Source organism: Sphingomonas kyeonggiensis (genome assembly GCF_030812785.1).
Lineage (GTDB): Bacteria > Pseudomonadota > Alphaproteobacteria > Sphingomonadales > Sphingomonadaceae > Sphingomonas > Sphingomonas kyeonggiensis_B.
This window is the reverse complement of the sequence record NZ_JAUSTJ010000001.1, coordinates 609,002-632,131: the sequence shown is the minus strand read 5'-3', so window position 1 is coordinate 632,131 and position 23,130 is coordinate 609,002. Positions and strand designations below refer to the sequence as shown.

Genomic DNA, 23,130 nt, shown 5'->3' with positions numbered 1-23,130 from the left:
GGATCGAATGATATCAGGGGGCGTTCCGGGTGCGGAGCGCCCTCTTTTATTTTGTCAGGGCCTCGGCATAGTCAGGGTCGATGACAGGACAACTTGCCCACCTTATCGCCGGTCTGGCGCTGTTCATGACCCTGCCGGCGCAGGCCCAGTCGATCGACGAATTGCGCCGCGATCAGGCCGAGGCGGCGCAGGCGGCGAAACGACTCGATCGCGCCGACGCCGTGCTGCTGCGTGAGGTTGCGAAGCTTCCGCCATTGCACGGCAATGACTTCTCCACCGAAAGCGTCGCCACGCTGCTTTCCGGCTGGCGCGGCTATATCCAGCGCGAATGCGCACTTGTCGGGGCGATGACCGGTGCCCATGGCCCGTCCTCGGGCAGCTTCGCGGCGATTTGCGAGACGCGGCGCTATACCGAGCGCGTAAGGCTGGTCCAGGCCGCCAGCGCCTGCCTCACGCGCGAGACGGCCGGGGAGGAGGGCAATCCCTCCGCCTGCCTGAAGCCGTTGGTGGTGTTGAAGGGGGCGGGGGATTTCGACGCCTAGTCGGTGCCTCTCGGCTACTCTGGATGCCTTGGTCCGCGGTCCTCAGTAGGAACTAAGGAATTTGTCGAAAACGCCGAGCGCATCTGTTCATCAGAACGGAAATCGGCTGGGAGGATCGAGTTCACCTCGAGCTTCGGAAGCGGAATATGTAATTCTGCCGTTTCTCCAAAGTCATAGCCAGCGAAACTCGATAAGCTCACGGGCCTTTCGTCCGGTAATTTATTTCCTCCTAAGCTCAGGATGTAGCCTAGGGGAAAGAAAGCCAACTCCGAGAAAACCGACATATCATTGTTCGTCGTGCTTATGGTTCCAGATACGCCGGATTGCCGAAAGGCAGTCGATCTTTCCGATAATAGGTAACCGAGAGGGACGATCGTTTTCGGTAGCCCCTTTGCTGATTTATCTAGAACAAACTTACGAAGCCAAGGCTCCCCGGCAAAGAGATCTTGTCCGCATACACTAGAGAACATGGTCATTATCATCTTAATGACCGCAAGCGGCTGAATCGTGAAAGGTTGCGATGGGCGGCCTTGGACGGTTAGTTCTAAATTCCGGGCGCCTTGCTGAACCCAGTCTATGTAGGAGGGCCCGTACCAAGAGCCAGTGTTGTTATTGCATGGTATGCAAAGAGTATGTCTCCCTGCCCCCTTGGGACTACGGGATCTTCGCACGCCAGTCATCTCATCGTACGATTTCGCAGAAAGCACGGCGTGGATGTCGGCATTGAAAATGGGCCTATCGTTAAAAGCCCTCTTCGGTGGCACGTGTTCGAATGAGAGCTTTCCAATATTCCCGCAGATGCAGCAGGTGCCGAGTTGGTCCGCCATCTCGAAATTCCACTTGAGTGCTGGCTAGAATAGTACTCGATTAGAACGACCGACCACAACAGAGGCCGAGCCTTTCAAAATATATTAATGTGGATGACTAGAGCTCCTGCGCCGCGATAGGGTGACGAGATTCGCCGTAGAACTCAGTCCGCCCCCATCGCCCGCGGCGGCGTGACCTCGGACAGCGGTAGCGGCGGAATGGTCGAGAGCTTGGCGGCAATCGCCAGCGCCACCACCGTCAGCACCCCGCAATAGAGCGCCACGCCGCTCCAGCCCCAGCCGGTCCAGGCGACGCCGCCGGCCGATCCCAGCACGCTCGATCCCAGATAATAGAAGAACAGGTAGAAGGCCGCCGCCTGCCCCCGGCTTGCCCGCGCCCTGCGCCCGACCCAGCTCGAAGCGATCGAATGGGCGCCGAAAAAGCCGATGGTGACGATCCCGATCCCGGCCACCACCAATGCCAGCCACATGGACGCCGTCATCGCCGTGCCGACCAGCAGCATCGCGGTGGGGATCCAGAAGACCAGCCGGCGCCCGCGCTTCTCGGCGAGGTGCCCGAACCAGGTCGAGCTCACCGAGCCGAGCAGATAGAGCAGGAAGATCGCGCCGATCGCCGCATGGCTCAGGCCGAAGGGCGGGGCGAGCAGCCGGAAGCCGACATAATTGTAGATGGTGACGAACACGCCCATCAGCAGGAATGCCTCGGCATAGAGCAGGGGCATCGCCCGGTCGCGGAACAGCTCACGCCCGGCGGCGAGCACCGCGCGGGCATGGACTTCCTGTGGTACGAAGCGGCGCGAAGGCGGGGCGAGCCGGCGAAACCCCTCCGCCATCAGCAATCCGACCAGCCCGACGCCGATCAGGCCCCAGCGCCAGTCGACCAGCTCGGTCAGCAGGCTGACTCCCAGCCGTCCGGCCATGCCGCCGATCCCGCTGCCGGCGATGTAGAGGCCCATGGCCGGCCCCACCGAGCGCGGATCGATCTCCTCGCTGACATAGGCCATGGCGACGGCGGGCATGCCGGCCAGCGCGATGCCGGTGAGCAGGCGCAGCGCGAGCAGGCTGTTCCAGCCCGGCGCAAGCCCGGTGAGCATTGTCAGCAGCCCCGCGCCGAACATCGCGAACACCATCAGCGGTCGCCGGCCGAGCTTGTCCGAGAGCATGCCGCCGATGACGATCGCCACCGCCAGCGGCCCGGTGGCGATCGAGATGGCGAGGCTCGCCACTTCGGCGCTCAGATGGAATTCGCTGGCGAACAGCGGCAGCAGCGGCTGCGCCGAATAGAGCAGCGAAAAGGTCGAGAAGCCCGCGAACAGCATCGCGAGCGTCAGGCGCCGATAGCCGGGGGAGCCGCGCGTGTAGCCGCCGGGATTAGCCATGGTTCGCCAACGCGTCTGGACCCCTCAAGTGCAGGATGCACCTGCATTTTTCGCAGCTACACTTCCTTATAGGGCAAGCGCTGCGAAGCCGGGCGTTGCGCTCCGATCCCGCGTCAGGGTGTGCCGGCCGGCGTGATCGCCGGCAGGTTGAGCGCCTCGCGCAGCGTGTCCGGGATCAGGCCTGGGGCGAAGGGTTGCTGCGTCGTCGTGCCTGCCTCATGCCGATATTGCGTGCCGAAGATCTGGGCCTTGCCGCTTGCCTGAAGATAGCGGTCGAGCGTCGCCGCGGCGATCCAGCCCGCGGGATAGCCACGGGCCTGGGCGGCCATCGCCAGCGCATGGGCGAGCAGATAGTCGTCGGGCACCGCGCCATGCTGGAGGAGGAAGGCGGCGTGATAATAGTCGGCGCCGCTCTCCAGCGCGCCGGTCTCGAGCAGCGCGCGGGTCCGCGCACGGCGCACGCGGTCGTCGCGCTCCACCTGCGCATGGTCGGCATGGTCCCAGTCCTCGCGCGCCTTCTGGTCAGCCTCGAACAGGGCGGTCATCTCGGCATTGGTCTTCCAGTGGCGATCGAGCGGATATTGCGCCTCGGGATCGAAGCGGATCAGCGTTTCCCCCGGCTCGGCGCGGTCGAGTACGAAATCGGCTTCGAACGGTTGCCAGCGCAGCCGCGCGGTGCCGTCGGAAAGCAGGCGGAAGCGCAGCCGGTCGGCATTCTTCCCCGCGCCCAGCGTGAAGTTGAGGCTGGCGCCCTCCGCTGCGGTTACGCCGTGGATCGCTTGGGTTCTGGCGCCGCTGAGTTCGGTGAACGTCGTCAGCTGGGCGTCGATGGCGAAATGGGCAGGGTAGGTCAGCGTGCCGCTCCAGCCGCCAGGCGAAGGGGCAAGGGTGAGCAGCATTACCACGCGCCCATGCGAGCGCACTGCCCAGCTGCCGGCAAGGTCGGCGGCAAGCGCGGGGACGGTGAAGAACAGGGCAATCAGGATGAGCAGCGGGCGCATGCGGGATCCTCCCCGGCCAGTCTGTCGGGCGATTGGGGCGATTGCTGGGCCCACTTACGCGGCGTGCATTCGTATGCATCGCACGCTGCCATTGACGCTGCACTGCAGCATGGCCACTTGAGCAGCGATGCACGCCCCGACCAGCTCCCATGCTCCGACCCATAATGTCGGCCTCGTCCATTTCGCGCTGGCGATGGGCGGCTTCGCGATCGGCACCACCGAATTCGCGACGATGAGCCTGGTGCCGTACATGGCGCAGGGGCTGGGGATCGACGCGCCGAGCGCCGGCCATGTGATCAGCGCCTATGCCTTGGGCGTGGTCGTCGGCGCGCCGCTGATCGCGGTCGGTGCGGCGAAACTCTCCCGGCGCCTCACCCTGCTCCTGCTGATGGGCGCCTTCGCGCTGTTCAACACGCTGAGCGCGCTCGCGCCCAATTACCATTGGCTGCTGCTGTTCCGCTTCCTCTCGGGCCTGCCGCATGGCGCCTATTTCGGTATCGCCGCGCTGGTTGCCGCTTCGCTGGTGCCGTTCAACAAGCGCTCCCAAGCGGTCGGGCGGATGATGCTCGGCCTCACCGTGGCGACGATCCTGGGCGTGCCGCTCGCCAACTGGCTGGGCCAGGCGGTGGGCTGGCGCTGGGGCTTTGTCGTGGTCGGCGTGCTGGCGCTCGCCACGGTCGCGCTGGTCGCCGCGCTCGCCCCGCGCGATCCGCCCCAGCATGGCGCGAGCCCGCTCAAGGAGCTGGGGGCGCTCGCCAATGGCCAGGTCTGGCTCACGCTCGGGATCAGCGCGATCGGCTTTGGCGGCATGTTCTGCGTCTACACCTATGTCGCCTCGACCATGCTCGAGGTGACCAGGACCTCGCCGGCGATGATCCCGCTGGTGCTGGCGGTGTTCGGCGTCGGCGCGACGCTCGGCAGCATCATCGTGCCGAGATTCGCCGATCGCGCGCTGATGCCCACTGCCGCGGTGCTGCTGCTCGGCAGCGCGGTGGCGCTCGCCCTCTACCCGTTTGCCGCGCACCAGCTGTGGAGCATCGCGCTCGACATCTTCGCGATCGGCTTCCTCGGCGCGCTCGGCGCGGTGCTGCAGACCCGGCTGATGGACGTCGCCGGCGAGGCGCAGGGTCTTGCCGCCTCGCTCAACCACTCCGCCTTCAACTTCGCCAATGCGCTCGGCCCCTGGCTCGGCGGCCTCGCCATCGCGGCGGGTTACGGCTGGACGTCGACCGGCTGGGTCGGTGCGCTGCTCTCGCTCGGCGGGTTCGCGGTGCTGGTGGTGGCGGTGCTGGTCGAGCGCAGGACGAGGTAGCCCATCAGCGCCGACAGGAGCGATCCGGCGAGCACGCCGATCTTCACCTGGTCGGTAAGCGGCCCCGGCGGGAAGGCCAGCCCGCCGATGAACAGGCTCATCGTGAAGCCGATCCCGGCGAGCAGCGCCATGCCGTAGATCTGGCCCCAGCGCGCATGCGGCTTTGGCGCAACGCCCGCCCTCACTGCCAGCCAGATGCTGCCGAGCACACCCAGCTGCTTGCCCGCGAACAGCCCCAGCGCGATCCCGAGCGGCAGCGGCGCGAGCAGCGCCTCCCATCCCGGCAGCGCGACCCCGGCATTGGCGAAGCCGAACAGCGGCACGATGCCGAACGCCACCCAGGGGTTGAGTGCATGCTCGAGCTTCAGCCCCACGGCGCGCGGAATCGCCAGCGCCGCCGCCACGCCCGCGATCGTCGCATGCACGCCCGAGGCGAAGACGCAGAGCCACAGCAGCGCCGCCAGCGCCAGATAGGGCCAGAGCCGCGTCACGCGCATCCGGTTGCAGGCAAGCATCGCCGCCAGCACCACGCCCGCCCCGGCAAGCGCGAGCAGGTTCAGCTTGGCGGTATAGGCCAGCGCGATGATCGCCACCGCGCCCATGTCGTCCACCACCGCGATCGTGGTCAGCAGCAGCTTGAGCGACGCCGGTGCATGCCGTCCGAGCAGCGCCATCAGCCCCATGGCGAAGGCGATGTCGGTCGCTGCCGGAATCGCCCAGCCGCGTGCGAAGCCTGGGGCAATCGCCAGATAGACCAGTGCCGGCACCGCCATGCCGCTCGCCGCGGCGATCACCGGTAGCGTCCGCTGCGACCAGCTCGACAGCTGGCCCTCGACGACCTCCGCCTTGATCTCCAGCCCGACGAGCAGGAAGAACACCGCCATCAGCGCGTCGTTCACCCAGCCATGCAGGCTGAGCGGCCCCAGTTCCACGTGGAGCAATGCCGCATAGCCGCCCGCCAGCGGCGAGTTGGCGACGATCAGCGCAAGCGCCGACGCCGCCATCAGCACCACACCGCCCGCCGCCTCGCTCGCGATGAAGGCGCGCGTGGCGGCGGCGATGCGGCTCATGCCTTGGCGAGCGCCTCGGCGATCAGCTTGCGGCTGTTCTCGATCCCGTACAGCGCGATGAAGCTGCCCATGCGCGGCCCCTGCTCGCTGCCGAGCAGCGTCTCGTAGAGCGCCTTGAACCAGTCGCGCAGATTCTCGAATGCGTCGGTCTTGCCGATCTCGTAGACGATGTTCTGGATATCCTCGGCCGAGGCATTCTCCGGCAGCGCGCCCAGCTGCGCGTCGAGCTGGCGCAGTGCGCCGGCTTCCGCCTCGCTCGGCGCACGGCGCTGCAGCGTCGGCTCGACGAAGTCCTTCGCATAGCGGATCGCATAGCCGACCATCCGGTCGAGCTCGGGATGCGACTCCGGCGACAGGTCCGGCGAATAGCGGCGCAGGAAGCCCCAGATCGTCTCGCGATTGCCCACGCCCGGCAGGCTGACCAGGTTGAGCAGCAGCCCGAAGGTCACCGGCAGCGTCTCGGCCGGCACGTTCCCATTGTGGATATGGTGCACCGGGTTGCCGAGCTTCTGCGCCAGTTCCTGCGTCGGGTAATTGGCGCGGAACTGCCAATATTCCTCGATCGCGCGCGGGATCAGCCCGAGGTGCAGCGACTTGGCCTTCTTCGGCTCTCGATAGATGTAGAAGGCGAGGCTCTCGTCGGGGCCATAGGTCAGCCACTCGTCGATCGACAGGCCGTTGCCCTTGGACTTGGAGATCTTCTCGCCCTTGGCGTCGAGGAACAGCTCGTAGATCAGCCCTTCAGGCCGGCGCGCGCCGAGCACCTGGGCGATCTTGCCGCTCTGGATACCGCTGTCGATCAGGTCCTTGCCGTACATCTCGTAATCGACGCCGAGCGCCGCCCAGCGCATGCCCCAGTCGGGCTTCCACTGGAGCTTGGCCTGGCCGCCGAAGATCGATTGCTCGATCGTCTCGCCCTCATCGACGAAACGGATGATCCCCGCCTCGGCATCGACGACTTCAACCGGCACCTGCAGCACGATGCCGCTCTTCGGGCTCACGGGCAGCACCGGCGAATAGGTCGCGGCGCGTTCGGCACGCAGCGTCGGCAGCATCACGTCCATGATCGCCTGGTAGTTGCGCAGCACCGTGCGCAGCGTCTCGTCGAAGCGGCCCGAGCCATAATAGTCGGTCGACGAGGCGAACTCGTACTCGAAGCCGAAGCGATCGAGAAATTCGCGCAGCATCGCGTTGTTGTGCGCCGCGAAGCTCTCGAACTTCTCGAACGGATCGGGGATGCGCGACAGTGGCTTGCCGAGATGCTCGGCGAGCAGCGCCTGGTTCGGCACATTGTCCGGCACCTTGCGCAGCCCGTCCATGTCGTCGCTGAACGCGATCAGCCGCGTCTTGCCGCCGGTCATCTCCTCATAGGCGTGGCGGACCATGGTGGTGCGCAGCACTTCCTGGAAGGTGCCGATATGCGGCAGGCCCGAGGGGCCGTATCCGGTCTCGAACAGCACCGGCGACCCGTCGGGCTTGCCCTGCGGATAGCGTTTCACCAGCTTGCGCGCTTCTTCGTACGGCCAGGCCTTGGACTCGAGTGCGGCTGCGCGCAGGATGGTTTCGTCTGTCATGATGGGTGGCGCGTGCGCGAAACAGCGGATTTTTGCAAGTTCCGGGCGGCTTGCTCCCCCGGATATCGCCGATCCTGCATCCTCGAAGCCTGCCGCCAGATGAGGTGATGAATGCGTGTCCTGCTCGCCAGCCTGCTGCTCCTATGCGTAACGCTCGCCCTGCCCGCGGGCGCCACGGGGGAACAGGATCGCACGACCAATGCCGAGATGACGGCGATCTTTGACGCGGATCAGGCGGCGAGGGAGCATCCCGCGAGCATCGACTGGACCGTCCTGGACGCCGCCGACCGCGAACGGCGCACCCGGACCCAGACGTTGCTGGACGGTGGCAAGCTGGACAGCGCGGACGACTTCTATCACGCCGCCTATGTCTTCCAGCATGGCGACGATCCCGAGGATTTCCTCAAGGCCCATGCCCTCGCCATCGTGGCGGTGGCGCGCGGCAGGCAGGACGCCACCTGGATCGCGGCGGCGACGCTCGACCGATATCTCCAGCGCATCGGGCAGCCGCAGATATACGGCACCCAATTCACCCATCCCCCCAAGCAGAAATGGACCCAGGAACCCTATCGGCGCGACTTGCTGTCCGACGCGCTGCGCAAGGCGAGCGGAGTCCCGCCGCTCGCCGACCAGGAGAAGCAGCGCGAAGACTGGGAGCGGCGTTGGCCCTGACCCGAGGGATCACCGGCGCGGGCCAAAGTGAAATCAGTTTGCGCGACTCCCTTCACTTTGCCAGGCAAGCAAGGCTAGAACGAAAGGCGTACATGGTCGCGCACCCCGCCTCTCCCGTCGTCCTTGGCGGCATCGATCGCCGCGGTGCGCTGTGGGAAGGCCGCCCGACGCTGCTGACGCGGCTGATGCAGCCGCTCCTGGTGCTGATGGTGACCGCGCCCTTCTGGGGCGTCGCGCTGGCGATGATGCGCAATCCGCCGTCCGGCCCCGAAGCCGAGATCGTGGTCCATTATGCCCTGCTCGCGATCCCGCTGGGAATCGCCCTTATGCTCGTCTCCGCCGCGACAGCCCGCGCCGCGCAGCTGCGCTACCGAGTGGACGCCCAGGCCGTGGAGGTCTGGCGCCGCACGCGCGAGCGCCGCATGGAGATCGCCGAGATCCGCACGCTGGACGTGCGGCCGACGCTTTTCGGCCAGCGCGTCCGCGTCCGGCGCGGGCCTTGGGGCGGCATCGCGATGGAGCTGCGTGGGCGCGATGCCGAGCATCTGCTTGGTGTTCTCGCCGCTCTGGGCATCGAGGAAAGCCCTGCCGGCGCGACGGGGATCGATCCGCTGGCGCCGGACGAGCCGGTCCGCTGGCGCGGAAGCCTGGGCCTGGGCTCGCTCGATGCGAGCAAGGCAATCGCCGCGGCGGCGCTGCTCACCCCGGCGCTGCTGCTCCTCCTGCTCCAGGTCTGGGTACTGCTCCTGGCGTTCGGGGCAGTCGCCTTGCTCGGGCTCGTCGCCCTGGGCGAGCGGCTGCGCACTTGGTTCTTCGAGGCATTCGGCACGATCCTGGTGACCGATCGGCGCATCGCCTGGCGCGTGCCCGGATCGGATCGCCTCTACCGCGAGCTGGCATTGGCCGAACTCGTCGATGCGCTGATCGTCGAGGAGAAAAGCGGCCGTGCCTGGGTGGCGCTCACCGTGCGCCACAGGGGCGATGTCCGCGACGAGGATCTGCGCGGCGTGCCCGATCCGCAGGGCTTCCTTGCCGCACTGGACCTGGCCGCGCGATGACCCTGCCCTATCCCGCCCTCCACGCCAGCCATGGCGGCGTCTGGATCGCGACTCCGGACGGCGATTGCCGCGCGATCAGCCGGGGCGAGGCGATCCGTGTCGCCGCCGATACGCCGGTGATCCTGCTCAACGCGCCTTTGGTCGGCCAGCGGCTCGGCTATGCCGAGCTGTCGGGGCTCGACCTGCTCGAGCTGTTCGCCTTTCTCCGCCCGGCCAGCTTCATGGTCCCCACCCCCAAGGGCCTGGCCCGGGTCACCGGACTGGATGTCCCCGTCAACGATGCCGATATCGCCCCCTTCCTCCGCGCGGCTGCGGCGAAGCTGCTCGCCCTGCCCAAGGGCGACTGGCCCGAGCGCGAAGGCGCGTGGAACTCCGCCCAGTCGCTGTTCCGGCTGCGCTGGCCCTGGGCGCCCGCGGTCAGCCAGGCGATCGCCAAGCCGGCCCAGGCCGAGCGCTGGCTCTTCTCCAAGCTGCCCGAATGGACCGAGCAGCCCCCGCGCGTGCCGCCACGCACCGTGACGCTCGCCGATTCGGATATCGCCGATCGCCTTGCCGGCCTCACCGGCAATGGTGCCGAGCGCCGCCAGGGTCAGCGCGACTATGCCGCCGCCGCCGCGGGCGCTTTCGCCCCGCGGGACATGCGCGAATCGCCCAATCTGGTGCTGGCCGAGGCGGGCACGGGCATCGGCAAGACGCTCGGCTATCTCGCCCCCGCATCGCTCTGGGCCGAGCAGGCGGGCGGCGCGGTCTGGGTCTCCACCTTCACCAAGGCGCTGCAGCGCCAGCTCGGCCATGAGGGCGAGCGGCTGGTCGCCGATCCCGAGCAGCGCAGGAAGCGGATCGTCACGCGCAAGGGCCGCGAGAATTATGTCTGCCTGCTCAACCTCGAGGATGCGCTGCAGGGTGGTTTCGCCGGCCGCGCCGCGATCCTCGCCCAGCTGGTCGCGCGCTGGGCGGCCTATACGGCGGACGGCGACATGGTCGGCGGCGACCTGCCCGGCTGGCTCCCCATCCTGTTCCGCCGCAACGGCTCGACCGCGCTGACCGATCGGCGCGGCGAATGCATCTATGCCGGCTGCCCGCACTACCGGAAATGCTTCATCGAGCGCGCCGCCCGCGCCTCGGCCGATGCGGACATCGTCATCGCCAACCATGCGCTGGTGATGGTCAACGCCGCGCGCGGCCGCGAGACCGCCAGCCGCCCCACCCGCTATGTCTTCGACGAGGGGCATCACCTGTTCGATGCTGCCGACGCGATGTTCGCCGCGGCGCTGACCGGCCAGGAAGCGATCGAGATTCGCCGCTGGGTCACCGGTCCCGAATCGGGTTCCCGTGGGCGCAGGCGCGGCCTCGCCGCCCGCCTTTCTGACGTCGCCAGCTATGACGAGGAAGGCGGGCGGGCGATCGTCGAGGCGGTCGATGCCGCCCGCGCGCTGCCCAGCGACGGCTGGCTGCAGCGACTGAATGAAGGCGAGCCCTTCGGTCCGGTCGAGCAGCTCCTCGCCGCCGTGCGCGGCCTCGTCTATGCCCGCGACGTCAATGGCGCCGCGGAGGCCGGCTATGGCCTGGAGACCGAGCTGGCCGAGCCCGACGGCACCCTGGTCGAGGCGGCGGGCCCGGCGGGCGAGGCGCTCGACGCGCTGCTCCGGCCGCTGGTCAAGCTCGGCCGACGGCTCGAGGCGGTGCTGGCCGAGGCACCCGACTGGATGGACGGCCCGGCCCGGGCCCGGATCGAAGGCGCGGTCGCCTCGCTCGGCTGGCGCACCGATACCGTCGGCGCCTGGCTCGCCTTGATCGCCCGGATCGGCGGCCCGGCCGATTCGGCGTTCGTCGACTGGCTGGCGGTCGATCGGGTTGAGGGGCGCGAATATGATGTCGGCCTCCACCGCCACTGGCTCGATCCGTCCAAGCCCTTTGCCGAGACCGTGCTCAAGCCCGCCCATGGCGCGCTGATCACCTCGGCGACCCTGCGTGCCGGCGGCGACTGGGACGTGGCCGAGGCGCGCTCTGGCGCGGTCCATCTGATGCGCCCGGCCCAGCGCTTCGAGGCGGTGAGCCCATTTAACTACGCGGTACAGGCCGAGGTGCTGATCGTCACCGACGTCAAGCGCGGCGACATGCCGGCGCTCGCCAATGCCTATGCCCGGCTGATCGTCGCCGCGGAGGGTGGCACGCTCGGCCTGTTCACGGCGATCCGCCGTCTGCGCGCCGTCCATGCCCGGGTCGCCGATCGGCTGGCGCGCGAGGGCCTGCCCCTGCTCGCCCAGCATGTCGATCCGATCGACACCGGCACGCTGGTCGATATCTTCCGTGACGATCCCCGCGCCTCGCTGCTCGGCACCGATGCGCTGCGCGACGGCGTCGACGTGCCCGGCGATTCGCTGCGCCTGGTGGTGATGGAGGGGATTCCCTGGCCCAAGCCGACCGTGCTCCACGCCGCGCGGCGCCTGGCCGGGGGCGGCACCGCCTATGACGACCGCATCGTCCGCGCCCGCCTCGCCCAGGCGTTCGGCCGGCTGATTCGCCGGGCAGACGATCGCGGCACCTTCGTCCTGCTCTCCGCCGCCAGCCCTTCGCGCCTGCTCGACGCCTTTCCACCGGGCACGCGGGTGACGCGCGTCACGCTGGATCAGGCGGTTGACCGCGTTCGGCTTTCCTTGGCCGCCAAGCTGGGGCAAGAGGCCCCGGCGAACGCCTGACCGGGGATTCCATGAAGACGCTCACGCTGCTCCGCCACGCAAAATCGGGATGGGACGATCCCGTGGCGCGCGATTTCGATCGGCCGCTCAATCCCAAGGGGCAGCGCGCCGCCGCGATGATGGGGCGGCATATGCGCGCCGAGGGGCTGGAGTTCGACCATGTCGTCGCCTCGCCCGCGGCCCGCGTGGTCGAGACGCTGGCGCAGGTCGCCACCGGCTATGGCAGCGATCTCGCCCCGCATTGGGACCAGCGCCTCTATCTCGCCTCTGCGGCGACTCTGCTCGACATGATCCACGAACTGCCCGCCGGTGCCGGCCGTGTGCTCTTCTCCGGGCACAATCCGGGGCTCGAGGAGCTGGTGCTGTTGCTCTGTGCCGACAATGCGCTGCGCGATTCGGTGGAGGTGAAGTTCCCCACCGCCAGCCTGGCCGAGATGCGCTTCGACGTGGTGGACTGGCGCGACGTGAAGCCCGGCAAGGCCGAGCTGCTCCGCTTCACCCGCCCCCGCGACCTCGATTCGACGCTGGGGCCGGACTACAACTAAGGCCCTGCGAACTCCCCTCCCTGAAAGGGAGGGGCTGGGGGTGGGTGGAGTGCTCGCGATACGAAAGCCGCAGGTATTTCGGCGACAGTATCGCCAAGACGCGACCCACACCTCGATCCCCCCTTCCAGGGAGGGGAAGATGGCTCAACTATCCTCGTCGAGCGCCTTGGAGAGCGAATCGCGTATCGCCTTCAGTGCCTGGGTGTCGGTTTTCGAGGGTGAGGCTGGGGCAGCGGTTCCCGCCGCGGCCCGCGCCGCCTTGTTGCCCTTCTCCGCCGCGAGCAGCTTCTGCACGCCGCGGATGGTGTAGCCCTGGTTGGAGAGCAGGTCGTGGATGCGCCGCACCAGCGCGACGTCCTCGGGCCGGTAGTAGCGGCGATTGCCCGCCCGGGTGAGCGGGCGCAGCTGGGGAAAGCGGGTTTCCCAATATCTGAGGATGTGCTGCGGGCGCCCGATCTCCTGGGCGAGTTCCCCTATCGTCCGTAGCGCGCCAGCAGCCTTTTCGGCCCCCGGCATCGGCTACTTCCTCTCAGCTCGCCGAGACGATGCGGTCACGCATCATCTGGCTTGCACGGAAGGTGAGGACGCGGCGCGGCGCGATCGGCACTTCGACGCCGGTCTTGGGATTGCGGCCGATGCGCTCGCCCTTGTCGCGCAGGATGAAGCTGCCGAAGCCCGAGATCTTGACGTTCTGGCCCTCGGCCAGCGCCTCGCACATATGGCTGAGGATCTGCTCGACCAGCCGCGCGGCATCGGCGCGCGACAGCCCCACTTCGCGATGAAGCGATTCGGCGAGATCGGCCCTGGTCAGCGTGCCCGCAGCCGTCATCCGGCAACTCCCCCTTGCGTTCAACTGTGTCGAGTTAGTCGTATCAGATTGTTTCGACACAGCAAACGGGAACATTGAGGTTCCGGAATGATTATCTGCGTTTTTTCGCAGCTATCAGAAACGCACCACCGCGGCGCCCCAGGTGAAGCCGCCGCCCATCGCTTCCAGTACCAGCAGGTCTCCTTGCCGGATGCGCCCGTCGCGCACCGCGGCATCGAGCGCGAGCGGCACCGAGGCGGCGGAGGTGTTGGCGTGCTGGTCGACGGTGACGATCACCTTCTCGGCCGGCAGGTCGAGCTTGCGCGCGGTCGCGTCGAGGATGCGGGCATTGGCCTGGTGCGGCACCACCCAGTCGACATCCTTGGGCTCCAGCCCGGCCAGGGCGAGCGACTCGGACATCACCGTGGCGAGGTTGACCACCGCGTGGCGGAACACCTCGCGGCCCTTCATGCGCAGCTTGCCGACGGTCTGGGTGGTCGAGGGACCGCCATCGACATAGAGCATGTCGTTGTAACGGCCATCGGCGTGCAACTTGGTGGCGAGAATGCCGCGACCGCCCTCGGAATCCGTATCCCGGGATTCCAGCACGATCGCGCCGGCGCCGTCGCCGAACAGCACGCAGGTCGCGCGGTCCTCCCAGTCGAGAATGCGGCTGAACGTCTCGGCACCGATCACCAGCGCGCGCTTGTGGACGCCTGCGCGCAGCATCGAATCGGCGACCTGCACGGCGTAGAGGAAGCCCGAGCAGACCGCGGCGACGTCGAATGCCACGCAATCGTTGATCCCGAGCAGCGCCTGCACCTTGGTGGCGGTCGCCGGGAAGGTCTGGTCCGGAGTCGCGGTGGCCAGCACGATCAGGTCGATGTCCGCCGCGGCGGTGCCGGCATTGGCGAGCGCGGCCTTGGCGGCCTCGGCGGCCAGCGTCCCGGTGGTCTCGTCCGGCCCGGCGATGTGGCGGAAGCGGATGCCCGTGCGCTCGACGATCCACTCGTCGCTCGTATCCACTTCCTGGGCGAGTTCGGCGTTGGAAACGCGGCGGGGCGGCAGGGCGGAGCCAGTGCCGACGATGACGGAACGCAAGGTCATCTTGAAGTGTCTACGCCGCCTTTGCTTCGAAGTTCCCGAGATCCTCGGCGATGCGGCGATTGAGATCGTCGCGGAGCATCTTCGCCGCGAAGCCGATCGCGGTGTCGACGCCGAGTTCGTTGGCGCTGCCATGGCTCTTCACGACGATGCCGTTCAGGCCGAGGAAGACCGCGCCATTGTGATTGTTCGGATCGAGGTGCGTGCGCAGCAGCTCGGTCGCCGGCTTGGAGATCAGGAAGCCGATCTTCGAGCGGGTCGAGCTGGAGAATGCGCGCTTGAGCAGGTCCGCGACGAACCGCGCGGTGCCTTCCACCGTCTTCAGGGCGATGTTGCCCGAGAAGCCGTCGCACACGATCACGTCGACATCGCCGCGCGACAGCTTGTTGCCCTCGATGAAGCCCTTGAAGTCGAGGCGCAGATGCTCGGCGGCGCGCAGCTCGGCCGCGGCTTCGCGGATCGAGTCGGTGCCCTTCATGTCCTCGGTGCCGATGTTGAGCAGCGCGACGCGCGGGTTCTGCAGGTCGAGCGCGGTGCGCGCATAGGCGGCACCCATCACCGCGAACTGGACGAGGTTGCGCGCGTCGACCTCGGTATTGGCGCCCAGGTCGAGCATCACCGTGTCGTTCTCGCCGAGCGTCGGCATCAGCGCGGCGAGCGCCGGCCGGTCGATGCCGGGCATGGTGCGCAGCGACAGCTTGGCCATCGCCATCAGCGCGCCGGTATTGCCCGAGGAGACGGCGGCGCCGGCCTTGCCCTGCTTCACCAGGTCGATGGCGATTCCCATCGACGTCGTCTTGGCACGCCGAATCGCCGCGCTCGGCTTCTCTTCCGAGGCGACGACGTCCGGTGCGTGGACGATTTCAGACGCGGCCGTCAGGTTCGGGTGGTTCTTCAGACCCTCGCGGATCTGCGCCTCGTCTCCGACGAGGATGAACTCCATGCCCTCGAATCGACGGCGCGCACGCGCGACACCGGCGAGCATGACCGCAATTCCCTCGTCACCGCCCATCGCATCGACGGCGATTCGAGAGGAATTCGTCATACTCGCATGCCCCCGCGCGATCCGGCCCAATCGTTACCGAATCAGTCTTCGGCCGAAACGATCTCGCGGCCGTTATAGTGGCCGCACGAACCGCACAGCACGTGCGGACGCTTCAGCTCGCCACAGTTCGGGCACTCCTGGAACGCCTGGGGCGTCAGGGCGTCATGAGCGCGACGCATGCCACGCCGCGACGGCGTAGTCTTTCTCTTGGGAACGGCCATTTCGGCACCTTCTAACGAAACCAAAGTCAAAATCGCGATACGCCCGCACGGCCCAGCGGGCAAGCGACGGAAGCTCCGGCGCTCGCCGGACCAGCGGACGGTCACGAAAGCGAGTGCGCGCCTATAGCGATTCTTGCAGGGGAAGCAAGGGAGTGTAGGAGTAACCTTCCGGAGGGGACACTCTATATGCTTATTCTACCCGTGACGCTCTGCACCGCCGGGGCGGCTGCCGTGATCAACTTCTGGCTTGGCCTGCGAATCAGCCGGCTGCGACTCGCCGAGAAGATCTTCGTCGGCGATGGCGGCGACGACCGGCTCGTCCGTCGCATGCGCGCGCAGCTGAACTTCACCGAATATGTCCCGCTGATTCTCGTGCTGCTCGCCCTGGTCGAGCTTGCCGCCGGCACCAGCATCTGGCTGTGGGGCGTCGGCTTCGCACTGGTCCTCGGGCGCATCCTCCACGCCTTCGGGATGGACGGCTGGGGCCTGGGCCGCCGAATCGGCATCGCGCTGACCATGATCACGATGCTCGGCCTCGCCGCCTATGGCATCTATATCGGCAGCCAGTACCAGCAGGCCGCGCCGACCACCGTCTTCAAGATCGGGCCGCGGTTATAGCGAATCGCGAGATCGGGGAGATTGAGGTCAGCCCTCGCCCCGAACTCTCCCCGTCACCCCGGCCTTGTACCGGGGTCCACCGGGAGGCGAGCACTGGGCAAGCGGCAATTCGGTCAGTCAGCGCGGCTTGGTGGACCCCGGCACAAGGCCGGGGTGACGCGTATCTGATGCGATAGTCGCGCGGGCCGCGCTTCCTACCCCTTCGCCAGCACCGAATCGGCAACGAACGGATTCGTCCTCCGCTCATGCCCGAAATTGCTGAGCGGGCCGTGGCCGGGGACGAAGGTGGTGTCGTCCCCCAGCGGCCACAGCCGCTCCACGATCGCGTCGAGCAGGTCCTGATGGTTGCCCAGCGGAAAGTCGGTGCGGCCGATCGATCCCTGGAACAGTACGTCGCCCACCGTGGCGAACTTCGATTCGGGGTGGTGGAAGACGACATGGCCCGGCGTGTGGCCGGGGCAGTGATAGACGTCGAGGGTGAGGTTGCCGACAGTCACCTGGTCGCCTTGCTCCAGCCAGCGGTCCGGCTCGAACACGGTGCCGCGGATGCCGTATTTCCGGCCGTCCTCGTCGAGCCGCGAAATCCAGAAACGGTCCGCCTCGTGCGGCCCTTCCAGCGGCACGCCCAGCTCCCTGGCAAACTCGCCGGCGGCGCCGCAATGGTCGATATGGCCATGCGTCACCAGGATCTTCTCGATCGTCACCCCGTGCTGCTTGGCGGCGGCACGCAGCTTCTCCAGGTCGCCGCCGGGATCGACGAACGCGCCCTTCATCGTCTCGGTGCACCACAGGAGCGTGCAATTCTGCTGGAGCGGCGTGACCGGGATCACCGCGGCGCGCATCGGGGGATTGGACATGGTCTCGAGATAGGCGGCGCGCCCGCGCGCGGCAACATGGGCTTGCCGTCCGTGCTAAGCGGCTGCATGCGCCAGCCGGCATGACCCTGCCCGATACGCCCTTCGTGCTGCTTGACGATGCCCGCCCGGGCGGCGTCGGCGCGCGACTCTATCATAATGTGCGCAAGATCGTGCAGGCCGACGCACCCGGACAGGTGCCAGGGGCACTCGCCGGGTTGCGCGAAGGCATCGGCCATCTCGCCGGTTTCCTCAGCTATGAAGCGGCCTCGGGCATCGAGCCGCGCGCGGTTGCCCAGTCGGGTACCGCGCCGTGCCTGTGGTTCGGTAAATTTGTCGATCGAGAGGCCGTCGACCTCGCCGCCCTCCTCCCCGACCTTGCCGGCGCCTGGGCCGGCGCGCCGGTCCCGCGGATCGGCCGCGCCGCCTATCAGGGCCAGTTCGCCCGCGTCGCCGACTATATAACCGCCGGCGACATCTATCAGGCCAACCTCACCTTCCGTGCCGATGTGCCCTTTGCCGGCCATCCCGCCGCGCTCTACGCCCTGCTCCGCGCCCGCGCGCGCGCCGGCTATGGGGCACTGGTCTACACCGGCACGCGCTGGATCCTCTCTTTCTCGCCCGAGCTGTTCTTCACCCTCGACGACACCGGCTTCACCGTGAAGCCGATGAAGGGCACCGCGCGGCGGGGCGGCAACCCGGCCGAGGACGAGGCCCTCGCCGACCAGCTCGTCGCCGATCCCAAGCAGCGCGCCGAGAATCTGATGATCGTCGATCTGATGCGCAACGATCTCACCCGCGTCGCCCGCCCGGGCACGGTGCGCGTGCCTGCGCTGTTCGAAGTCGAGCGCTACCCGACCGTCCACCAGATGGTCTCCACCGTCACTGCCCAGCCGGGCGAAGGCGTCACCGCGATCGACGCGCTCGCCACGCTCTTTCCCTGCGGCTCGGTCACCGGTGCGCCGAAGCTGCGCGCGATGGAAGTGATCGCCGAGGTCGAGAAGGATGCCCGCGGCGTCTACACCGGCGCGATCGGTGCGATCGAGCCCGATGGCTCTGCTCTGTTCAACGTGGCTATCCGAACCTTGACCATAGAAGAGGGGGCGACACGCGCGCTGCTCGGGTTAGGATCGGGCGTGGTCGCCGATTCGAACGCCGCCGAGGAATGGGACGAGTGCCTGGCCAAGGGCGCCTTCGTCACGTCCGGCGAAACGCCCTTCGACCTGATCGAGACGATGCGCTTCGATCCGCTTGCCGGCCTGCCCCTGCTCGAGCGGCATCTGGCGCGGATGAAGGCCAGTGCCCGTACCTTCGGTTTCGAGTTCGATCGCCACGAAGCGCGCAACGAGCTGCAGGCCGCGACCTTCCGTCTTCGCGCGCCTGCCCGCGTGCGGCTGCTGCTCGCCCCGTCGGGCGCCATCGCCATCGGCATCGCCCCGCTGCCCGAGGCGCCGGCTGGCCCGGTCGAGGTCGCGATCACGCCCAGCAAGCTCTCGCGCGATGATTTCCGCCTCGCCCACAAGACCAGCCGTCGCGCCTTTTATGACGAGGCCCGGCGCGAGGCTGGCGCCTGGGAAGTACTGTTCACCGACGCGTCCGGCTATCTCACCGAGGGCAGCTTCACTTCGATCTTCGTCGAGCGTGACGGCACACTAGTCACGCCGCCGCTCGCCCGCGGCCTGCTCCCCGGCGTGCTGCGCGCCGAGCTGATCGAGACCGGCCGCGCGGTGGAAGGCGACTTGCGGCCCGAGGATCTCGCGAGCGGCTTCTATCTCGGCAATGCCCTTCGCGGACTGGTTTCAGCCGTAACGGTTGCGAAAGCCTAGAACGCGGTCCTATAGGCCCGGCGTCTCCCCTCCCGGAAAAGGCGCCATTCATGCAGACCTCGGCCGCGCTCAATCGTATCCAGCCCTCCGCCACGCTCGCGATGACGAGCAAGGTGTTCGAGCTGAAGCGCGCCGGTATCGACGTGATTGGCCTGGGCGCCGGCGAGCCCGATTTCGACACGCCGGACTTCGTCAAGGAAGCCGCGATCGAGGCGATCCGCGCCGGCAAGACCAAGTACACCAATGTCGACGGCACGCCCGAGCTGAAGCAGGCGGTCATCGCCAAATACGCCCGCGACAACGGCCTCACCTATGCCGAGAACCAGATCAGCGTGAACTCGGGCGGCAAGCACACCCTGTTCAACGCCTTCTGCGCGACGATCGACGCGGGCGACGAGGTCGTGATCCCGGCGCCCTATTGGGTCAGCTATCCGGATGTGGTCGAGTTCGCCGGCGGCACGCCGGTCTTCATCTCGGCGGGCGCGGATGCGGGCTACAAGATCAAGCCCGAGCAGCTTGAGGCCGCGATCACCGCCAAGACCAAGTGGGTGGTGCTCAACTCGCCGTCCAACCCGACCGGCGCCGCCTATTCGGCCGCCGAGCTCAAGGCGCTGGGCGAGGTGCTCGAGCGGCATCCGCATGTGCTGATCTATGCCGACGATATGTACGAGCACATCCTGTACGACGGCTTCGAATTCGCCACGATCGCGCAGGTCTGCCCGTCGCTCTACGATCGCACGCTGACCGCCAATGGCGTGTCCAAGGCCTATGCGATGACCGGCTGGCGCGTCGGCTATGCGGGCGGCCCGGCCTGGCTGATCAAGGCGATGGGCAAGCTCCAGTCGCAGTCGACCTCCAACCCGTCGAGCATCTCGCAGGCCGCTTCGGTCGCGGCGCTGAATGGCGACCAGAGCTTCCTCGCGGAGCGCGTCGCTGCCTTCCAGGGCCGCCGCGATCTCGTCGTGTCGATGCTCAACCAGATCAACGGCATGACCTGCCCGCGTCCGGAAGGCGCCTTCTACGTCTATCCCGAGTTCAGCCAGCTGATCGGCAAGACCACGCCCAAGGGCCAGGTGATCACCACCGACGAGGAAATGGTCGGCTATCTGCTCACCGAGGCGCGGGTCGCGGCGGTGCACGGCGCGGCCTTCGGCTTCTCGCCGGCGCTGCGGATCAGCTATGCTACCTCGGACGCGCTGCTCACCGAAGCATGCACGCGCATCCAGGAAGCCTGCGCGGCCCTGCGCTGACTTGTAACGCGCCGCGGATTGACGACGTATAGGGGAGAGAGTGCTCCCTCCTGTTGAGGATTCGCGATGTCGAAATACGTCCTGACTGCTGCCGCGCTCGCGGGCGGCCTGCTGCTGCTCACCGTGCAGGGAAGCGCGGCGGAGCGCGCCGTGCCGGTGCCCGTCCCCGCGGTCGACGTGAAGCCGGGCAAGGGCGAGCAGGTCGCCGTCCTTGCCGGCGGCTGCTTCTGGGGCATGGAAGCGGTCTTCCAGTCGGTGAAGGGCGTTCATTCGGTGACGAGCGGCTATGCCGGCGGCACCGCGCAGACCGCGACCTATGCCCAGGTCTCGACCGAGAAGACCGGCCATGCCGAGGCGGTGCGCATCGCCTATGATCCGAAGAAGGTCAGCTACGGCACGCTGCTGCGCATCTATTTCTCGGTCGCGCACGATCCGACCCAGCTCAACCGGCAATATCCCGATACCGGCCCCAGCTATCGCTCGGCGATCTTCCCGCAGAATGACGAGCAGCGCAGCGTCGCCGCAGCCTATATCGCGCAGCTGACCAAGGCGAAGGCGTTCCCGAAGCCGATCGTGACGAAGCTCGAGACCGGCACCTTCTATCCGGCCGAGGCCTATCACCAGGACTTCTTCTGGCGGAACCCGACCTATCCCTACATCGTGCGCTACGACAAGCCGAAGGTCGCGGCGTTCCGCAATGCGTACCCGCTGCTGGTGAATTGAGCCACAATCCCTCTCCCGCTTTCGCGGGAGAGGGAAGGAGCCGACGAAGTCGGCGGAAGGGTGAGGGTATTTCTTCTGTCCGCTGAGGCGAATATAAGAAGTGTCCTCACCCAACCCTCTCCCGCGAAAGTGGGAGAGGGCTAGAGTTTCAGATCAGTCCCAGCCCCGCCAGCTCGCCCATAAGCGCGGGCGGCAGCTCGTCGAGCCCCGCCCCCGCTTCGCCCAGATCCTTCGGCGCGTCCGTATCCTCGAGATAGCGCCAGCCCTGGTGCGCGCGCTTGGGGCGGTTGGCGACCAGGATCAGCCGCGGCTCCATCAGGATCGCGGTGCGCCCGCCTTCGGCCTCACCGAACCCGACGATCGGGGTGCGGCCGACCAGCTGGTGCTTGAGGATCCAGAACAGCGATCCCTCGCCGCCGATCTCCTCGTGGCGCTTGGGCAGATAGCGGGTGGTCAGCCCCCAGACCTCCCCGCGCGATGCGAGGCGCTGGGCGAGATACTCTACGGAGTCGCAGCCAAAGGCGACCTTGGTCAGATGAAGTGGCACGAGATCAATCTGGTGTGCGATCCGGCCTGGATCAACCGACCAGACCGCTCGCGCTGGCGAGGCCGAGGAACGCCAGGAAGCCCATCGAATCGGTGGTCATCGTCACGAAGATCGAGCTGGCCACCGCCGGATCGGCCTTCAACCGGTCGAGCGTCACCGGCACCACCACCCCGGCCAGGCCGGCGATGAAGATGTTGGTCATCATCGCCGCGGCGATCACGCCGCCCAGCGCGGCATGATGGTAGAACAGCCCCACCGCGGTGCCGATCACCAGCGCCACGGTCACGCCGTTGAGCAGTGCGATCGAAATCTCGCGCTGGATCGCGCGCAGCGTGTTGGACTGGGTCAGCTGGTTGGTGGCCAGCGCACGCACCGTCACCGCCATGGTCTGGGTACCGGCATTGCCGCCCACGCCCGCGACGATCGGCATCAGTGCGGCCAGCGCCACCATCTTCTGGATCGTGCCCTCGAACAGACTGATGATCGTCGCCGCCACCAAGGCGGTGAGCAAATTGGTCAGCAGCCAGCGCACCCGGCCCTTGTACGAATCGATCACCGGCTCGTTGATGTCGCCCTCGCCGGCACCCGAGAGCAGCAGCGCGTCCTCGCCCGCCTCCTCGGAGATGATGTGGACGATGTCGTCCACCGTGATCATGCCGACGAGCCGCCCGTTCGGGTCGATCACCGCGGCCGAGATCAGCGCGTATTTCTGGAAGCGCAGCGCCACTTCCTCCTGGTCCATGTCGACCGGGATCAAGGTCTGCTCGCGCTTCATCACATCGCCCATCGAGACGACGCGCGGGGTGCGCAGGATCCAGGAAAGCGCGCAGGTGCCCACCGGCTTGTGGCTGGGATCGACGACGAAGATTTCCCAGAAATCGGTTGCCAGATCCTCGTTCTTGCGCAGGTAATCGAGCACGTCGCCGACAGACCAGTGCTCGGGCACCGCGATCAGCTCGCGCTGCATCAGGCGGCCGGCGGATTCCTCCGGATAGGAAAGCGCTTCCTCGATCGCGGCGCGGTCGTCCGGATCGAGCGCGCGCAGCACCTCGCGCTGGTCCTCCGCGTCCATGTCCTCGATGATCGCGACGGCGTCGTCGGTATCGAGCTCGGCGGCGATGTCGGCCACCTGGGTCGCGGTAAGCGATTCGACCAGTGCCTCGCGCACCCAGTCGTTCATCTCGGCGAGCACGTCGCCGTCGATCAGGTCGGCGATCGCACTGACCAGCGCCGCGCGGTCCTCGGACGGCGCGAGCTCGACCAGGTCGGCGATGTCGGCGGGGTGGAGCGGCTCGGCCAGCGCATGCGCCCGGGCGGAGTCGCCATCGTGCACCGCGTCGAGCACGGCGTCGACGAACTCCGGCCGCAGCCGGTCGTCCTCGTCGAGCTGGGGCTCGGGGACCATGCTATCCGCTTGAAGTTCGGTCTCGCTCAAGGTTCGACCTCCCTGTTTGG

The 23,130-nt window shown here is 67.4% G+C and carries 22 protein-coding genes; 10 read left to right on the top strand and 12 right to left on the bottom strand.

The window, feature by feature from the left end; all coding sequences use genetic code 11:
• Positions 1 to 80 precede the first annotated feature (80 nt).
• The gene (locus tag J2W22_RS03085) at positions 81 to 542 is read left to right on the top strand and encodes a hypothetical protein (RefSeq protein WP_307116794.1); all 462 of its coding nucleotides are present in this window, start codon (positions 81 to 83) and stop codon (positions 540 to 542) included.
• Between the two features lie 970 nt (positions 543 to 1,512).
• On the opposite strand, the gene J2W22_RS03080 is transcribed toward J2W22_RS03085, so the two are convergent.
• Both J2W22_RS03080 and J2W22_RS03075 read right to left on the bottom strand, forming a co-directional pair.
• Positions 1,513 to 2,748: an MFS transporter gene (locus tag J2W22_RS03080; RefSeq protein ID WP_307116793.1), complete on the bottom strand. Its 1,236-nt coding sequence runs from the start codon at positions 2,746 to 2,748 to the stop codon at positions 1,513 to 1,515.
• A 113-nt stretch (positions 2,749 to 2,861) separates the two neighbouring features.
• Positions 2,862 to 3,749, bottom strand: a complete 888-nt coding sequence (locus tag J2W22_RS03075; protein ID WP_307116792.1) for a hypothetical protein — start codon at positions 3,747 to 3,749, stop codon at positions 2,862 to 2,864.
• Positions 3,750 to 3,876: 127 nt separating this feature from the next.
• On the opposite strand from J2W22_RS03075, the gene J2W22_RS03070 reads away from it, so the two are divergent.
• Positions 3,877 to 5,061 carry an MFS transporter gene (locus J2W22_RS03070; protein ID WP_307116791.1) on the top strand — a complete coding sequence of 395 codons (1,185 nt, stop codon included), beginning with the start codon at positions 3,877 to 3,879 and terminating at the stop codon, positions 5,059 to 5,061.
• Here the strand turns inward: J2W22_RS03070 and nhaA are convergent.
• Together nhaA and J2W22_RS03060 are read right to left on the bottom strand one after the other, a co-directional pair.
• Positions 4,962 to 6,131 carry a Na+/H+ antiporter NhaA gene (nhaA, locus tag J2W22_RS03065; RefSeq protein ID WP_307116790.1) on the bottom strand — a complete coding sequence of 390 codons (1,170 nt, stop codon included), beginning with the start codon at positions 6,129 to 6,131 and terminating at the stop codon, positions 4,962 to 4,964. The two genes, J2W22_RS03070 and nhaA, sit on opposite strands and share 100 nt — an antisense overlap.
• Positions 6,128 to 7,705, bottom strand: coding sequence for a lysine--tRNA ligase (locus J2W22_RS03060; RefSeq protein WP_307116789.1), 1,578 nt, complete (start codon positions 7,703 to 7,705; stop codon positions 6,128 to 6,130). The genes nhaA and J2W22_RS03060 overlap by 4 nt, the downstream gene beginning before the upstream one ends.
• Before the next feature lie 111 nt (positions 7,706 to 7,816).
• Here J2W22_RS03060 and J2W22_RS03055 point away from each other — a divergent pair, with 111 nt between their 5' ends.
• The 4 genes from J2W22_RS03055 (at position 7,817) to J2W22_RS03040 (ending at position 12,679) form a co-directional block, all read left to right on the top strand.
• Entirely contained in the window at positions 7,817 to 8,377 is a 561-nt protein-coding gene (locus J2W22_RS03055; RefSeq protein WP_307116788.1) for a hypothetical protein, read from the top strand.
• Positions 8,378 to 8,469: 92 nt separating this feature from the next.
• The gene (locus tag J2W22_RS03050) at positions 8,470 to 9,435 is read left to right on the top strand and encodes a hypothetical protein (RefSeq protein ID WP_307116787.1); all 966 of its coding nucleotides are present in this window, start codon (positions 8,470 to 8,472) and stop codon (positions 9,433 to 9,435) included.
• Positions 9,432 to 12,134, top strand: coding sequence for an ATP-dependent DNA helicase (locus J2W22_RS03045; RefSeq protein ID WP_307116786.1), 2,703 nt, complete (start codon positions 9,432 to 9,434; stop codon positions 12,132 to 12,134). Before J2W22_RS03050 ends, J2W22_RS03045 begins: the two co-directional genes overlap by 4 nt.
• A gap of 11 nt (positions 12,135 to 12,145) precedes the next feature.
• Positions 12,146 to 12,679: a SixA phosphatase family protein gene (locus J2W22_RS03040; RefSeq protein ID WP_307116785.1), complete on the top strand. Its 534-nt coding sequence runs from the start codon at positions 12,146 to 12,148 to the stop codon at positions 12,677 to 12,679.
• Between the two features lie 144 nt (positions 12,680 to 12,823).
• Here J2W22_RS03040 and J2W22_RS03035 read toward each other — a convergent pair whose 3' ends face one another.
• Genes J2W22_RS03035 through rpmF form a run of 5 tightly spaced genes read right to left on the bottom strand, consistent with a single transcriptional unit; the run spans position 12,824 to position 15,857 of the window.
• Complete coding sequence (locus tag J2W22_RS03035; RefSeq protein WP_307116784.1) at positions 12,824 to 13,195, bottom strand: MerR family transcriptional regulator; 372 nt, start codon at positions 13,193 to 13,195, stop codon at positions 12,824 to 12,826.
• 13 nt (positions 13,196 to 13,208) lie between these two features.
• Complete coding sequence (locus tag J2W22_RS03030; RefSeq protein WP_307116783.1) at positions 13,209 to 13,583, bottom strand: integration host factor subunit alpha; 375 nt, start codon at positions 13,581 to 13,583, stop codon at positions 13,209 to 13,211.
• A 39-nt stretch (positions 13,584 to 13,622) separates the two neighbouring features.
• Complete coding sequence (locus J2W22_RS03025) at positions 13,623 to 14,594, bottom strand: beta-ketoacyl-ACP synthase III (RefSeq protein ID WP_307116782.1); 972 nt, start codon at positions 14,592 to 14,594, stop codon at positions 13,623 to 13,625.
• A gap of 10 nt (positions 14,595 to 14,604) precedes the next feature.
• Entirely contained in the window at positions 14,605 to 15,636 is a 1,032-nt protein-coding gene (gene plsX, locus J2W22_RS03020; RefSeq protein ID WP_307116781.1) for a phosphate acyltransferase PlsX, read from the bottom strand.
• A 41-nt stretch (positions 15,637 to 15,677) separates the two neighbouring features.
• Positions 15,678 to 15,857 (bottom strand): 50S ribosomal protein L32, encoded by a 180-nt coding sequence (rpmF, locus tag J2W22_RS03015; protein ID WP_086127748.1) that lies wholly within the window; start codon positions 15,855 to 15,857, stop codon positions 15,678 to 15,680.
• Between the two features lie 186 nt (positions 15,858 to 16,043).
• On the opposite strand from rpmF, the gene J2W22_RS03010 reads away from it, so the two are divergent.
• The gene (locus tag J2W22_RS03010; protein WP_307116780.1) at positions 16,044 to 16,475 is read left to right on the top strand and encodes an MAPEG family protein; all 432 of its coding nucleotides are present in this window, start codon (positions 16,044 to 16,046) and stop codon (positions 16,473 to 16,475) included.
• Between the two features lie 194 nt (positions 16,476 to 16,669).
• Here J2W22_RS03010 and J2W22_RS03005 read toward each other — a convergent pair whose 3' ends face one another.
• On the bottom strand, positions 16,670 to 17,332 hold the full coding sequence (locus tag J2W22_RS03005; protein WP_307116779.1) for an MBL fold metallo-hydrolase: 663 nt from the start codon (positions 17,330 to 17,332) through the stop codon (positions 16,670 to 16,672).
• An 80-nt stretch (positions 17,333 to 17,412) separates the two neighbouring features.
• Here J2W22_RS03005 and pabB point away from each other — a divergent pair, with 80 nt between their 5' ends.
• The 3 genes from pabB (at position 17,413) to msrA (ending at position 21,128) form a co-directional block, all read left to right on the top strand.
• On the top strand, positions 17,413 to 19,155 hold the full coding sequence (pabB, locus tag J2W22_RS03000) for an aminodeoxychorismate synthase component I (RefSeq protein WP_307116778.1): 1,743 nt from the start codon (positions 17,413 to 17,415) through the stop codon (positions 19,153 to 19,155).
• Between the two features lie 50 nt (positions 19,156 to 19,205).
• Complete coding sequence (locus tag J2W22_RS02995; protein ID WP_307116777.1) at positions 19,206 to 20,405, top strand: pyridoxal phosphate-dependent aminotransferase; 1,200 nt, start codon at positions 19,206 to 19,208, stop codon at positions 20,403 to 20,405.
• A gap of 66 nt (positions 20,406 to 20,471) precedes the next feature.
• Positions 20,472 to 21,128, top strand: coding sequence for a peptide-methionine (S)-S-oxide reductase MsrA (msrA, locus tag J2W22_RS02990; RefSeq protein ID WP_307116776.1), 657 nt, complete (start codon positions 20,472 to 20,474; stop codon positions 21,126 to 21,128).
• Between the two features lie 148 nt (positions 21,129 to 21,276).
• On the opposite strand, the gene J2W22_RS02985 is transcribed toward msrA, so the two are convergent.
• Positions 21,277 to 21,675 (bottom strand): DUF1489 family protein, encoded by a 399-nt coding sequence (locus J2W22_RS02985; RefSeq protein ID WP_307116775.1) that lies wholly within the window; start codon positions 21,673 to 21,675, stop codon positions 21,277 to 21,279.
• Between the two features lie 31 nt (positions 21,676 to 21,706).
• Positions 21,707 to 23,110 (bottom strand): magnesium transporter, encoded by a 1,404-nt coding sequence (mgtE, locus tag J2W22_RS02980; RefSeq protein ID WP_373422932.1) that lies wholly within the window; start codon positions 23,108 to 23,110, stop codon positions 21,707 to 21,709.
• Positions 23,111 to 23,130: the final 20 nt, after the last annotated feature.

What these genes read in the sequence shown, in the direction of transcription:
- J2W22_RS03085 (WP_307116794.1), top strand. Translation starts at nt 81, where the DNA reads ATGACAGGACAACTTGCCCACCTTATCGCCGGTCTGGCGCTGTTCATG.
- J2W22_RS03080 (WP_307116793.1), bottom strand. Translation starts at nt 2,748, where the DNA reads ATGGCTAATCCCGGCGGCTACACGCGCGGCTCCCCCGGCTATCGGCGC.
- J2W22_RS03075 (WP_307116792.1), bottom strand. Translation starts at nt 3,749, where the DNA reads ATGCGCCCGCTGCTCATCCTGATTGCCCTGTTCTTCACCGTCCCCGCG.
- J2W22_RS03070 (WP_307116791.1), top strand. Translation starts at nt 3,877, where the DNA reads ATGCACGCCCCGACCAGCTCCCATGCTCCGACCCATAATGTCGGCCTC.
- nhaA (WP_307116790.1), bottom strand. Translation starts at nt 6,131, where the DNA reads ATGAGCCGCATCGCCGCCGCCACGCGCGCCTTCATCGCGAGCGAGGCG.
- J2W22_RS03060 (WP_307116789.1), bottom strand. Translation starts at nt 7,705, where the DNA reads ATGACAGACGAAACCATCCTGCGCGCAGCCGCACTCGAGTCCAAGGCC.
- J2W22_RS03055 (WP_307116788.1), top strand. Translation starts at nt 7,817, where the DNA reads ATGCGTGTCCTGCTCGCCAGCCTGCTGCTCCTATGCGTAACGCTCGCC.
- J2W22_RS03050 (WP_307116787.1), top strand. Translation starts at nt 8,470, where the DNA reads ATGGTCGCGCACCCCGCCTCTCCCGTCGTCCTTGGCGGCATCGATCGC.
- J2W22_RS03045 (WP_307116786.1), top strand. Translation starts at nt 9,432, where the DNA reads ATGACCCTGCCCTATCCCGCCCTCCACGCCAGCCATGGCGGCGTCTGG.
- J2W22_RS03040 (WP_307116785.1), top strand. Translation starts at nt 12,146, where the DNA reads ATGAAGACGCTCACGCTGCTCCGCCACGCAAAATCGGGATGGGACGAT.
- J2W22_RS03035 (WP_307116784.1), bottom strand. Translation starts at nt 13,195, where the DNA reads ATGCCGGGGGCCGAAAAGGCTGCTGGCGCGCTACGGACGATAGGGGAA.
- J2W22_RS03030 (WP_307116783.1), bottom strand. Translation starts at nt 13,583, where the DNA reads ATGTTCCCGTTTGCTGTGTCGAAACAATCTGATACGACTAACTCGACA.
- J2W22_RS03025 (WP_307116782.1), bottom strand. Translation starts at nt 14,594, where the DNA reads ATGACCTTGCGTTCCGTCATCGTCGGCACTGGCTCCGCCCTGCCGCCC.
- plsX (WP_307116781.1), bottom strand. Translation starts at nt 15,636, where the DNA reads ATGACGAATTCCTCTCGAATCGCCGTCGATGCGATGGGCGGTGACGAG.
- rpmF (WP_086127748.1), bottom strand. Translation starts at nt 15,857, where the DNA reads ATGGCCGTTCCCAAGAGAAAGACTACGCCGTCGCGGCGTGGCATGCGT.
- J2W22_RS03010 (WP_307116780.1), top strand. Translation starts at nt 16,044, where the DNA reads ATGCTTATTCTACCCGTGACGCTCTGCACCGCCGGGGCGGCTGCCGTG.
- J2W22_RS03005 (WP_307116779.1), bottom strand. Translation starts at nt 17,332, where the DNA reads ATGTCCAATCCCCCGATGCGCGCCGCGGTGATCCCGGTCACGCCGCTC.
- pabB (WP_307116778.1), top strand. Translation starts at nt 17,413, where the DNA reads ATGACCCTGCCCGATACGCCCTTCGTGCTGCTTGACGATGCCCGCCCG.
- J2W22_RS02995 (WP_307116777.1), top strand. Translation starts at nt 19,206, where the DNA reads ATGCAGACCTCGGCCGCGCTCAATCGTATCCAGCCCTCCGCCACGCTC.
- msrA (WP_307116776.1), top strand. Translation starts at nt 20,472, where the DNA reads ATGTCGAAATACGTCCTGACTGCTGCCGCGCTCGCGGGCGGCCTGCTG.